This is a genomic window from Flavobacterium sp. TMP13 (assembly GCF_050847115.1).
Lineage (GTDB): Bacteria > Bacteroidota > Bacteroidia > Flavobacteriales > Flavobacteriaceae > Flavobacterium.
On record NZ_CP193656.1, the window covers coordinates 2,210,527 to 2,224,335 of the forward strand.

Here is a 13,809-nt window from a genome sequence, read left to right on the forward strand (position 1 = left end):
GTTATTTACTGAAGCGAGTCGTTTTTTTACTTTACTGTAACGGTAAATTGTCCAATCTTAGCTTCCACGTTTTCTTTAGATTTGTTGCTAATGCGAATGAATTTCACCGCTTGATCCACTGAAGCGTTCCTGATCGCTTTGTCTTCTTTAGTTTGCAGCGTTTTCCAATCGGTTCCATTGCTAGAAACTTCTAATTGTAAACTTTCATAAACAGACGAAGGAGTTAGTTTATAAGCAATTTTCTTGACGTTACTCACTTCTTTCAATTCAAAACCAAAGTATGCAGCTGGCGCAATTTGAATCACTTCCAAAGGCGGATTTAGAGAAAGCGTTCGGTCTTGCAACCTAATTTGTTGGTTATTCAATTGTGCAATAGAAGTATATAAAGAATGTGGATTGTAATTGGCTTCTACTTCTAACTTGGTATGAAACTCTTTGTTGTAAGCATTAGTCATATAAGCAAAACCAATATCGATTAAAGGAGCAACAACCAAAGTAGCGGTTTGTATTCCGGGTTGGTACGGATTCTGATTTTCGGTATGATCGATCGTATACATTTGTGCTTTAATAGCTTTAATGGCTTGGTAACTCAGTTCAAAATCAGCAGTATTTTTAGCTTGTAACGCTTTGTACATTTGCAACATCGCAAGACCCGATTGTCCTTGCAATTTAAACTGTTCTACCCACGCACGAATTTCAGTCAAAAGCACTGGATTATCAGTACTGTTTAATAAAACATCCGAAGCTTCGACCATCGCTTGAAATTCATTTTGAATGCTTTCAAAGTTTATAATGGTTTGATTGGCTTCTAAATTTTTAAGAAATAAATCGGCTTGCGGTTTAAAATTCACCGATTCTACGCGTCGGTACAAATGACCGTTTGGACCTAAGTCACTATTGTGACGAGCGAAAATTTCTAGGGCTTTATAACTTTCTGGCATCACTACTTTTAAAGCGCTCAACCATTTTTTGTCCGCGTCATAATTGGACATGTTCCAAGAATAATCAGCCACACCATAAATGGCAATTTTAGATGCTTCGGCATGTTCCATTGGGTTAGAAACAAAACCAGAAACGGAGTTGGCGATATTTGTTGCGTTTCCGTAAGTTGGACCTAAAAGCAGGTGGTTTCTAACGTAATCTGAAACGGGGAAATTCCACCAAATAAAAGCTTCTCTTTGAATCTTCGAATTGATCCATTGCATCGTTTCTTGATCAATATCGGCAATCACACGATTTCCTGTCCACATAATTCGAACAGAAGGATCCAATTCTTTACCTAAAGTTACGAGATATCCATTTTTCGGATCCGACCAACTTTTGTTATATTCTGTAGGACACATGATCAGAGGTTTTACATCCTTCTTTATCTTTACAAATTCAGTATTGATGTAATTTAACAATTGAGCTTGTTGACTCGGATTGGTTCCTTCGCCTGAAATATCATCAAAAAATACCGCATAAGAACGTATTCCTAAATCGTACATCAGTCCAAATTTATGCAATAAAGCCGCTCGATCTGTATCATTCCAGTGAATATCTTGTCCGGGATGTATGGCCCAAACAAAATCAACGTGATTCATTTCGGCTCTGTCAATTAGTTTTTTTAATTGAATCGCTTCGTTTTCAGGATACGGTTTTCTCCAATTCGGAGAACTGTGGTACGGATCGTCTTTTGGACCGTATATATAAGTATTTAATTTGTTTGCGCCGTAAAAATCCAATTGACGAATGCGGTGTTCAAAACTCCAAGGCGTTCCGTAAAAACCTTCAACAACGCCACGTGCCGTAACATCTGGAAAATCGATAATTTCGCCCATTGGCATTTTGTTCGCTTGCAGTAAAGCGAGTAAAGTTTGTGCACCATAATACGTGCCTCTAGCATCGCTACCAATTACTGTAAGTTCTTTTTTAGAACTGGAGATATAATAACTCTCTGGTTTTGTGGGTACTTTTTTAATTAGATTTTTTGAGAACTTACTCTTGATATCTCCTATATTGATAGTAAAACCAGTACGCGCTGTGTTTTTAGCTGTAAAAAATGACGAAAGTAAGGCACTAGTTGCTTTATCGGTATTCTTTTGTTGCACATTAAATTGCGTTGGAAGCGCAATTTCACTGGTTATCGTTACGACTTGTGGAGTGGGATTGATTGCTGTATTTTGAGCAAATCCTACGCTACTACCGAAAATAAATAGGATAGAAAGGAATTGCTTTCTCAAAGAAAACTGGTTTTTTATTTTCTGTTGGTTCATCCTATATTTATAATAAAGTACAGAAAAGGCGGTTTGTTTTTTGGTTGAGTCCATTTTTTTAAAATTTATTTTCGGCTAATATATTAAGTTCGTTTTTCGCTTCTTTCAGGAGCTTTTCTAAATTTTCAGGCTTGCTTGTTCTATCAAATTTTTGAACGATTGTGTTGAGTTGATTCAATTCGGTAGTCATTTTATTTTCAGCGAAATGCGCTCGAAGTATTCTGATTTTTTCGGCATCTTGAATTCCTTCTCTCAACGTTTCAAAACGGATAGAAGTTCGATTGTTAGGATAAACAATATAAGTATCGCCAGCTGGCCAAGCTCTAAAGCGGGAATCTTGCAAGGGATTTTCCGTCCAACTGTTGTAAGCCCAACGAAGAAAGCCATCAAAATCAGCCGCCATCGTGTACCAACCAATAAAAACGCCTTCGGCAGGAGGAGAAAAGGTAAACGTGTTGGGGAAACTGTCTGTACAGCAAACGTAATGCGTGCTAACGTAGTCGTTTTCGCGTCGTTGTAGCAAATCGCCTGCATCTACCGGATGTCCAAATGCAACTGACATGTCTTTTAAATCATTCGGGTAGAGCTTGTAGCTTTTGTGATTGTCAGCAAAAGAAACACCAAATTCAGGAGCATATCTATTTAATAATTGCAACATTGCTTTCATTTCTTCGGGACCGCGCTCGTCCATCGCAATTCGGGTAATTGTATTCCAACCTTTTTGTTCTAGATGTATTTTGAATTGTTCTAAAAACGGAATCCATAACGCTTCGTAGGCTGGTGTTCCGGGCGCAGCACTTATTTTAATTTCCTTGTTTTCGTTTTCATCAAAATAGTAAAACTCATTACCCCAAGGAACCATAGAGTAACAGCTAATTTGTTTTTTAATGCCCAAATCCATCATCATTTGGACCCACGTATCAAAAATAGAATAGTTGTATTCCCACGTCCCATCTTTTTTCTTTTTCCATTCAATCATCGCCTCAAATTGATCGAACGTTTGACCGCCCCACGGACGTTTATTCAGCGATACCGTTATTACTTTTTGTCCCGCATCGGCAAGACGTTTCATTAACGGCTTTAAAAGCGCAATGTGCTCGGGAGACCACGGTTTTACATTATGATAGCGCGATACAGCATACGGATTTTGCCATAAATCCAAATGGAATTTCCAATCGGTTGCGACGGGTAAAACGCGATCAACAACGTTCAAATTCAACTGAAACTGTTTGCTTTTTTGTCCTTCAATATGTAATGTAAAAGTACTTTGATACGATCCAGCTGTAGCGTTTTGAGGAATCTCGATTGTTACCCAAACTGGTCTGGTTTCTCGTGCTTTTATCGCATAGCTAGAAACAGGCTCTAGAACATCGGCCGCTAAAGAAGACGCGAAATCTTCCGGTTTTCGATAACCGCAACCTTCGCCAAATTCGTCTGTGATTACGTATTTAACGAAATTAATTGTTGCATTTTCAGAAGAGATAATTTGTCCTTTATCCGATTTAAAATCAGAAATTTTAGTATTAACTTTGGTTAGGGAATCAGTGCTCCATAAAACCAATTGCAGTGAGATGCGTTCGCCTTTCCAAGCAGTTCCAGACCACGAATTTTGGGGTGTTATTTTGGGAACTTCACGGCGTAAGAACCGAATATTTGTGGATGCAATCGATGCTTGTAAAGCGTTTGAAACAAGTAACCAGTCTTCATTTTTGGTGGGATTGGGATCTTGCGGTTCTTGGTACGTTTTCGCGACCACAATGTTTTGCTGATTTTTACAACTAAATGCGAATAAACAAATACCGAAGAGTAGCACTATACGTTTCATAGTAATGAATTTTAGGATGAGGTTTTAATGCAAATTGCACATAATAAAAAAAGTCCAAACACACAGTTGCAATGTGTTTTCTGTTTAAAGAAAAGGTATGCTTCCATGTGTTTGAACCACTTTATTCATTTTAATTTTTTTCTACTGTTTATTTACGCAATCCTGTGTCACTGTCTGGCCAAGGAACCAAGGTATTGGTATTGGTATCTGTTGGCATTTGCGCATTGACACTTCTTAAATATGCACTCAATTCCTGCGCTAATGCTTTGACTTTGTTCGGGTCTTGGTTTGCCAAATTAGTAGTTTCTCCAATATCATTGGTAATGTTAAACAACTCAAAACTGCGATTCAAATGGTAGTAAATCAATTTCCAATCTCCTTTTCGTATCGTGCTTGACGCTCCAATTCCAGGACCAGTTGGTCCCCAATTGTTTGGATAATGCCAAAATAAAGCTCTGGTATTGTTGTCTTGTTTTTTTCCTTTTAAAATGGGCGTAAAACTTTTTCCGTCGACAGTTTGAACGGTTTTGTATTTGGTTATTCCTGCCATTTCTAAAAGTGTAGGAAAATAATCTTCTATAATAACAAAATCATCAGTAGTTGAATTTGCGGTTGTGATTCCAGGCCATTTTACGATCATTGGCTCGCGAATTCCGCCTTCGTGTACCGAACCTTTTCCACTAGATAAAGGTTTGTTGTGCGTGTGTTTTACGCCTCCTCTTTCTACTGCACTTAAGCCGCCGTTGTCAGACATGAATAATATAATCGTGTTTTTGGAAAGGTTTTTTTGGTCTAAATGATCTAAAATATCTCCCAAACTTTTATCCATTCCTTCAATCAAAGAGGCATATTTGGCTTCCGTAGGATCCAAACCAGCATCCTTGTATTTTTGCTCAAATCTTGGATCTCCTTGAATTGGGGTATGAAGTGCATATTGCGATAGATACAGATAAAACGGTTTTTTATCAGCTACAGCATCATCCATGGCACTAATCGCTTCTTGGGTCAGTGCTTCGGTAAGAAAAATGTCTTTTCCGTGGTATTTCTCTAAACCAGGAACATCATAATCAGTAGTTTTTCGATTTAGATCTCTAAAATTATCTGTCCCATAATAACTGCCCGGTTGACCCGCAGCGTGACCGCCAATATTAATATCAAACCCAAGATTAGTAGGATCTGCACTCGGCGTTCTAAAGGCACCAAAATGTGCTTTTCCAACGATAATAGTTTGGTAACCATTGTTTCTTAAAATTTCTGGCAACGAGGTAATATAGGTAGAACGAGGTATAGTGTCGGAAGATTGCGCACCGTTCAAATTCCATTCGGGCATTTTTAATCCAGCAGGAGGAGCGACCATCAAGGTGTCTCTTTTAAAAGTCCAATTGGTTACTCTGTGCCTCGCGGCATTCATGCCAGACATTAAGCTCACTCTAGTAGGTGTGCAGATAGGAGTTGCATATGCTTGCGTGAATTTCATTCCTTCTTTGGCCAAACGCTCCATATTGGGTGTGTGGTATCTCGAATTTAAAGGCGTCTTTTCTGTCCAAAAAGGAACAGAAGTATCTTGCCAACCCATATCATCTACTAAAAACAGAATAATATTTGGTTGCTTAGCTGTAATTGCCTGGTTGTTTTTCGTGCTTTTACAAGACGTAAAAGCTACGAAGACACCGCATAAAAACAATATTTTTTGAAATGATTTAGTCATGTGCTATTGCATTTCCATTTAAAACTTTTTTCTCACTATTTGGTGCTTTGTAAAAAACCTCAAGTGCACCGCCACCAGTTGCCTCGTGGTAATTGATCGTAATTGGATGCCATCCTTTTTTTAGAGCGACCATTCCGTTTTTTTCGATTGCCGAATGATTTCCGCCGTTATCTACTACAAATTTGTCGCCAATATATAATAAACTACCATCGTCAGATTTTGTAGCGAACTCGTACAGACCTTCTGTTTGTGCGTAAAAATAACCTTTGAAAACCATCGAAAGTTGTTCAATGCCCTCTTTACCTGCTAAATTAATCTCTTTCACAGTAGTAAAAATGGAATTTTTAGGCAAAGCCACAGAGTCCACAACAGTAAATTGTTTTACCGCTGACCAACGTTTTAATGCTCCTTTAGTCGGAGTGATCGTTACAGGTTCTAAGTAGGTTTGCTTTTCGATAAGTGCCGATTTTGTTTCACTTGCCACTTCTCCGCGGTAAGCGATCGTGTTTAATTTTGTTGTTGCTGTAAATTCTAACGGAGCCGTATATCTTTTAGATGTTTTTGTCGGTATACTTCCATCGGTGGTGTAATAAATCTCCATATTTTCTAATGGCGCTTTCAATTCGACAGTCGCTTTATCCAAAAAGGCCACTTTGTCTTTCAAACCAGTTACGGTAGGAATATGGTAACGAATATTCAAAGCATCTAATCTTTGATACTGCATGTTCATTCTTCTTTGAAAATCTTCGTAATTTTTATCCTCTTTTCCTGTCCATGCTGTTTCTGCTAAGGCTAACATTCTTGGGAAAGCCATGTATTGCAAACGTTTGAAATTGGGAATCATTTCGGACCATAAATTCGCCTGAACACCCAAAATATGTTTGGCTTGTTCTTTAGTAAAATTTTCTGGAACTGGCTCGTATTGGTATACTTTCTCGAACGGAGTTACCGCGTGTTGTGCATCAAAATAGTACTCGAAGCAAGGCGTAATTACCATATCGTTACCATGTTGTGCAGCAATGTCTCTCATCTTTGGAGCCCAGTTGCGCCACCACATCATTGTTCCGTCTTTAGACAAACCACCTTCAACAATTTCATCCCAACCTAATAATCTTTTTCCTTTTGAATTTAAAAAAGCTTCAATGTCTTTATTGAAAAAAGATTGTAATTCGTGCTCATTTTTTAAATGATTGTCTTTGATTGCTTTTTGGCAAAGCGGACATTCTTTCCAAGATTGAATATTTACTTCGTCGCCACCGATATGAATGTATTTTGAAGGAAATAATTCGGCAATTTCAGTTAATATATTTTTGGTAAATTCATACGTAGTTTCTTTTCCTAAACACGCTGGGTGAGAGAAGTTTTCGCCCCAACCTGCTTCATTGGTACAAGATAAATACGGATAATTATCAATAGCTGCTTTTAAATGTCCAGGCATATCAATTTCTGGAATCACTTCAATTTGTCTTTCTGCAGCGTAGGCAATAATTTCTTTAATCTGTTCTTGAGTAAAAAAACCACCGTACATTTTTTGTCCATCGCGCTCGTGATAATGCGTTGGGTCGATACTATATAAAGGATCTGTTTTGGCAAGTTCATTGCACGTTTTATCGTGAGAACTCTCAATACGCCAAGCCCCCTTTTCGGTTAATAAAGGATATTTTTTTATTTCGATACGCCACCCTTGATCATCTGTTAAATGCATGTGGTAGGTATTTAATTTGTACAATGCCATGTAATTTAAAAAGGTCTTTACATCATCGATTCCAAAAAAGTGTCTGCTAAAATCCATTTGCATTCCTCGCCAAGAAAAACGAGGTTGATCATTAATTACAACGCTTGGAACCAACCAATTTTTCTCGTCGCTGTTTGCTTTTTCAATGCTTGCTGGAAGCAATTGACGAAGCGTTTGAACCGCGTAAAAATAACCAGCAGCATCACTTGCTTTTATACTAATTTTTTTTGGAGTGACTTCTAAATGATACGCTTCTGGTTTAATGTTATCATCTTTTGAAAAAACAATAGCGGCACCGTCTTTACTTTCTGAAACAGCAATAGGATAACCTGCAGCATTTTTAAATAAATCAGATAAATAAGTGGCTGCAGGTTTTTGTTTGTCATTATCAATAAAAACCGTGGTGCTTTTAGAAAAGGAGTACGAACCTTCCGTAAGAACCATTTCAGACGGTTTCGGAACAAGGGATATTTCCTCTTCCGTAAATGTTTTAGTGGTGGTCTGACAGCTGTTGCATACTACTAATAGCATCAGGATTATCGAATAATATTTCATCTTTTTGTTATTTTGGGGGTGTTGATTTGTTATTTTGCTTGTAAAGCAGCTTCCAATTTATCAGTATCTTTAAAATAATTAATGCCTAAAGTATCCCAATGTTTTTGCATTTTCTTTAGCGCTACTTTAAAGGTATTGTAATTTTTATTTTCCATTGTTGTCCATCCTACTTCGGCGTAAGCAGCGATTCTTGGAAAAGCTTGGCGTTCTACGTCTGCATTTGTTGGTGTCCATTCGCTCCACATTTGGCAACCTACTCCATAAATATTTTTATGAAATTGCTTATCTAAACCTTCTGGAATTGGGTCGAAGCTATATGCCTTTTCTAGCGGAATAGATTCGTAGCTGTAATCTAAATACGTTCTGTCGTGTAAAGAATTTACAATTCCGTAGCCCTTTTTGGCAGCATCTGTTAAGAGTTCTAAATCACCTTTCCAGAACTGAACAATAACGTTTTTAGCTAATTCTTTCTCAGCTTCTTGATCGCCTTGTTTTTCTTCAAAATCAGTATGAATATTTTTTCCTAAAATTTCATTCCATCCCATCATTCTGCGCCCGTTTGCTTCAATGAATTTAGAGATGCTATTTGTAAAATCAATTTGTAAATCGGCAGGTGTGTTGATGTTATGTTCTTTCATGTATTTTTGAACCGACTTAGAGTTTTGCCAAACTTCATAACCAACTTCATCACCACCAATATGAATTACTTCTGATGGAAATATTTGAAAGATTTCAGTTAAAACATCTTTAATGAAAGTAACCACTTCCGGTTTAGTGACATCGTAATTGTCGTATAAACGACCAAATTTAACGGGTACGTCAATCTTTACACCAGCAGTTCCTAACCACGTATAGGCAGCAATTGCGGCACTAGAATGTCCTGGCATTTCAAATTCAGGAACGATGTTAATATTTCGAGCTGCGGCATAAGCCACAATATCTTTTAACTGCTCTTGAGTGTAAAATCCGCCGTGAGGTTGGCCGGAAGTTTTTCCGCTTTTCCACGTTCCAATTTCGCTATCAATACGAAAAGCACCTACTTTAGTTAAAAGTGGGTATTTTTTTATTTCAATACGCCATCCTGCATCATCGATCAAATGCCAATGCAAGGTGTTCATTTTTAGTAATGCCATTTGGTCAAGCATTTGTTTTACGAAAGCTTCGCCATGAAAATAACGGGCATCATCCAACATAAAAGCGCGCCATTTAAAACGGGGATTGTCCTCTATAGCGATCGATGGTATTAAATACGTTATTGCTTGAGCTTCTTTTGTAGCTTCAACAGACAGTAACTGTTTCAATGTTTGTACACCATAAAAATAACCTGCTTTACCAGTAGCAGAAATGATTATTTTTTTGGGTGTTACTTGCAATTCGTAAGCTTCGGGATCCAACCCTTCCTTTTTCTCAAATACAATCGCTGATTGCTTATCGGCGTTTGCGACTAAAGTAAACTTTGTTGTTGCTGTAACGTAGTTTTGCAAATCTTTTACAGCGCTTTGCTGTTCATCTAAATCTGAAAAAATAGTTTGTCCGTCTTGTAACGCAAATGAAGATTCGTTTAAAACCAAAGACAATGGCTGTGGAACTATAGCGATGTCAGTTTTTGAAAACGATCTGTTTTTTTCGGCACAATTGGTTAGTGTTAATAATGCTACGAGTGCAAATACGGTTAGTCTCATGTTTACTAGTTTAGGTTTCAATAGTTTTTAGTTTTCTTAATTTTAGTATAAATCGATTTCCAAAAATAGCAAAGATTATATATTAATCACACCAGTGCCTACCAGTTTTTTTGCGAATACTTTAAGGATTGCTAATTAATTTTGAACAGATGAAATAAATTGTAGCTGTAAATTGATAAAGCTGATTGTATTTGCGATTTAGAACGGTTAATAAAGAATCTTTTATAAATGTTTGTACAAATCTAAAATAGTACACGCTATTGATTTAGTTGAGATCAAGTGGTTATCAACTCATTTCAATTATTATTTTACTTTCTAAAAATTTGCACTACCATTTTTTTATCCTGAATGTAAATTAGAGTGCTGTTTTGCAGTACTATGCATAGTTCGAATTTATATTAAATTTAAGCAAGACTAGTATTATTTCGACCAAGGGCATATTTTTGAGGTTAGCGGGTGAATTTGTTTCGCTTAAAGTGTTATGCTGTTTGTATAAGGCATAAAAAAACGAGCTTAAATTGCTTTAAGCTCGTTCGTTACACTATTTTAACAGGTCTAATCTTGTTTGATAAATTCCATTTTGTAATCGGTAGCAGCAAATTCCATTAGCGCTTTATAAATGTAATCGCTTACTTTTTTCTCACCGGGAATATTAATTAAATCCACAGTGTCTTCTGGCATGTGGTATTGTGGGTGACCACCAGTATGCAATCCTAAAACCGATAGATCTTTGGCGTAAAACGATACGTGATCAGATCCGCCAACAGAACCCGCATGAACGATAGGAGATAAACCTAGCGACTCACCCAAATTTTGCATAAATGCTACGCCACCGGGAAAAGTACCAGCACCGCCCATATAAACATGGTTTTGTTCATTTAATCGGCCAACCATATCCATATTGATCATTAACTTAATTTGTGAAAGGGGAACTAGTGGATTTTCTACAAAATAGTTACTGCCTAACAATCCTTGCTCTTCGGCACCAAATGCAATAAAAATTACGCTTCGTTTAAGTTCATTTTTGTGAGCAGCTAACTTTTCTGCAATTTCTAAAAGTGCCGCAGTACCGCTGGCGTTGTCGTCGGCACCGTAATGAATGGTGTTTTTCTTATCTGATTTTGACGAAGGTCCACCCATTCCTAAATGATCGTAATGTGCCCCCAGAATAATATATTCGTTTTTAAGAATGGGATCATTCCCTTCTAAATAACCAACCACGTTTGACGTATTCACTAAAGGCTTTTCTTGTTCGCCTTTTTCTACACGCAACCGTGCTTTAAAATTTTGATGATACTTTTTTTCAAATAAAAGCAATCCTTGCTTTTTAAAATCTTTTTCGAGGTATTTAACTACTCTTTTATTTGCTTTTCCTCCAGGATAACGGCCTGCATTTTTTTCGGACGCCAAAAATAAAATATGGTCTTTTATTTCTTTTTCAGTAATTTCTGATTGCGAATATCCAGAAAAACAAAAGATCGTTACAAGTATTATTAGAAACGTGGTTTTCATCTTATTTTTTATTTTGTGAATTTGCGAATGTAAGGAATAATGATTTTGTCATGGTTAAACCTGTCTTTTATTAACTATAAATTTTGCAAAAATATAGGACTTATCAAATTTTATTAAGCACTATTTTAATACGATTACTTTATAAAATAGGAGCACTATATACTTACTTTCATTCCTTCTGACATTCTACAAAATTAGCATTTTTATCTTAATTCGTGTACGAACACAAATTATTTTCGCGCTCAAATCTTTAGTTTTTTGTAAGATTAATTCTTTTTTTTAGTGATTTTAATGTAGTTCATCGTTTATTTGTGCTTTTTGTCGGTAAAATTCAATATATTTTTATCTTTGCCGACTATTCACGTTATCAGTCGATTAAGTTTTGCTATATTTAAGAAACTTTTTAATTAATTGCTGTAAAAGTGAATTGTTGTAATGAATTTTATAAACTCAGAACTACGATTATTATGCGAAATAAAAAATTCATTATCACATTATGTTTGTTCATTTACACATTTCTTGAATGTACAGCACGATCTATACCGCCACCGCCTGGATTACCTCCTAAAAAACTTCCGATAGATGGAGGAATACCTATTTTTATTGCCATAGCAATTATAATGGGACTGTATTTCATTGCTAAGAAGAAAAAAAAGTCCAAACAAATTACTAATGAAATTGCTGCAAATTAATTGTAATTAGTCAATCAAACATTTCATTTTAAATTTTGTAACATGAAAAAAACTACTTTATTTTATTTATTACTCGCATCAAGCAGTTGTTTTTCTCAAATCAATTTTCGTTCAAGCGCTTTGATGTATGTTAAGGATGAGATTCTTTTTGTAAAGCAATATGTAGATTTAGGAGAAGGTTCTAATTTATATTTAAGAAATAATGGACAATTAATTCAAGGTTCCGAAACCGCTTCAGTAAATAGTGGTTCGGGTGAATTGTCAGTGTATCAAGAAGGTACCTCTGATAATTATGACTTTAATTATTGGTGTTCACCCGTAGGAATCGCCTCTGCAACTCCAGGGAACGGGAATTTTGGTGTAAGTATGTTGAGTCGACCCACAACTACAATATTTTCAACATCTGCAATTTTAATCGATGGTCTTGAAAATTTGGACGGTGTTTCAAGTCCGCTTAAAATTTCGACATATTGGATTAATAAATTAGTAGCTGGAACTGAGTATTCAAGTTGGGTTTCTGTAGAGGGAGCAACTTCTATTCTTCCAGGCGAGGGCTTTACAATGAAAGGTACGAGCGGCACTGATACTACTAATCCAGATACTAGCACTATAAATAATCCTGGTAGTGCACAACGATACGATTTCAGAGGCAGACCAAACGATGGAAATATTTCATTTTCATTAATACAAGATAATTTACTTTTAACTGGAAACCCTTATCCATCTGCTTTAGATTTAAATGCATTTCTTAATGAAAACGTTACAGTCACAGGTGGCATTGCCTATTTTTGGGATCAAGATGTGACAATAGATTCTCATTATTTAGAAGATTATAGTGGAGGGTATGGATCGTATGCTGCTGGCTCATTGGGTAGTGATGGAATATATACTCCAGCAACTTTTAAATCTTATAATGCTGATGGCTCAGTCAATCCCGGAACCGAAGTTACGAGTATAATTTATCCTCGAAAATATGCTCCTATAGGGCAAGGATTCGTACTTAATGCAGTTACTAGTGGAACTGTAACGTTCAAAAATTCGCATCGAATCTATATTAAAGAAGGTTCTGGACTTGGCAATTCACAATTTCATAAGCCAGCAGTTAAAGAGGATAAAACAAAAAAAACTGCAATTGCTGAAGATACGGTCAATGAGATGTCTTATTTTAGAGTGAATACGATTATAAATAATCAATTTACCAGACAAATAGCTTTGGCGTTTTTACCTACCGCAACTGATGAAGTTGATTTTGGAATTGATGCATTAAATATGGACAGCGAGTTACCCAATGACGTTACTTTTTGGTTAGCCGACGATAGTTTCGTAATTCAAGGTGTCAATTTTGACGCAACTAAAAAAATACCGTTACTTGTTAGAGCAACTACAAATTCTACTTTTAAATTTTCTATACCAGAATCGGTAAATTTTGATCCCAATCAAATGGTGTATTTGTACGATAATGCAACAGGTACTTACCACAATATTAAAACAGATTCATATTTATTAAATATTCCTGCTGGCGTTTATACCGATCGATTTACATTGACTTTTTCTAATAGCACGCTCGGAACTACCGAAAATACACAACAGCAATTGGTTATTTATCAAGACAATTATAATCGCAGTTTAAAAGTAACTAATCCCAATGCTATTGATTTACAGTCTTTTCAGTTGTATGACCTAACCGGGAAACGTCTGTTGTCTAAGACAAAATTGGGCAGTGACACCAATTTTGAATTTTCAACTAGTGCTTATAGTGACGGAGTCTATATCGTAGAATTTCTTACCACTAATAATGAAAAGATCACACAGAAAATACTGATTTCAAAATCAACCAAAAAATAA

General features: G+C 36.3%; 7 protein-coding genes. 1 reads left to right on the forward strand and 6 read right to left on the reverse strand.

The window, feature by feature from the left end:
• Nucleotides 1–26: 26 nt before the first annotated feature.
• From ACRASX_RS09670 to ACRASX_RS09695, 6 genes are all read right to left on the reverse strand, one after another.
• On the reverse strand, nt 27–2,222 hold the full coding sequence (locus tag ACRASX_RS09670) for a beta-N-acetylglucosaminidase (protein WP_432221047.1): 2,196 nt from the start codon (nt 2,220–2,222) through the stop codon (nt 27–29).
• A gap of 91 nt (nt 2,223–2,313) precedes the next feature.
• Entirely contained in the window at nt 2,314–4,080 is a 1,767-nt protein-coding gene (locus ACRASX_RS09675) for a glycoside hydrolase domain-containing protein (protein WP_432221048.1), read from the reverse strand.
• Nucleotides 4,081–4,228: 148 nt separating this feature from the next.
• A complete protein-coding gene (locus tag ACRASX_RS09680) occupies nt 4,229–5,788 on the reverse strand; it encodes a sulfatase (RefSeq protein WP_432221049.1) in 1,560 nt (519 codons plus the stop codon).
• The gene (locus ACRASX_RS09685) at nt 5,781–8,078 is read right to left on the reverse strand and encodes a family 20 glycosylhydrolase (protein WP_432221050.1); all 2,298 of its coding nucleotides are present in this window, start codon (nt 8,076–8,078) and stop codon (nt 5,781–5,783) included. The genes ACRASX_RS09680 and ACRASX_RS09685 overlap by 8 nt, the downstream gene beginning before the upstream one ends.
• 29 nt (nt 8,079–8,107) lie before the next feature.
• Nucleotides 8,108–9,760: a beta-N-acetylhexosaminidase gene (locus tag ACRASX_RS09690; RefSeq protein WP_432221051.1), complete on the reverse strand. Its 1,653-nt coding sequence runs from the start codon at nt 9,758–9,760 to the stop codon at nt 8,108–8,110.
• A gap of 555 nt (nt 9,761–10,315) precedes the next feature.
• Nucleotides 10,316–11,272 (reverse strand): M28 family metallopeptidase, encoded by a 957-nt coding sequence (locus ACRASX_RS09695; protein ID WP_432221052.1) that lies wholly within the window; start codon nt 11,270–11,272, stop codon nt 10,316–10,318.
• Between the two features lie 734 nt (nt 11,273–12,006).
• Between ACRASX_RS09695 and ACRASX_RS09700 the strand changes: the two genes are divergently transcribed.
• On the forward strand, nt 12,007–13,809 hold the full coding sequence (locus ACRASX_RS09700; protein WP_432221053.1) for a T9SS type A sorting domain-containing protein: 1,803 nt from the start codon (nt 12,007–12,009) through the stop codon (nt 13,807–13,809).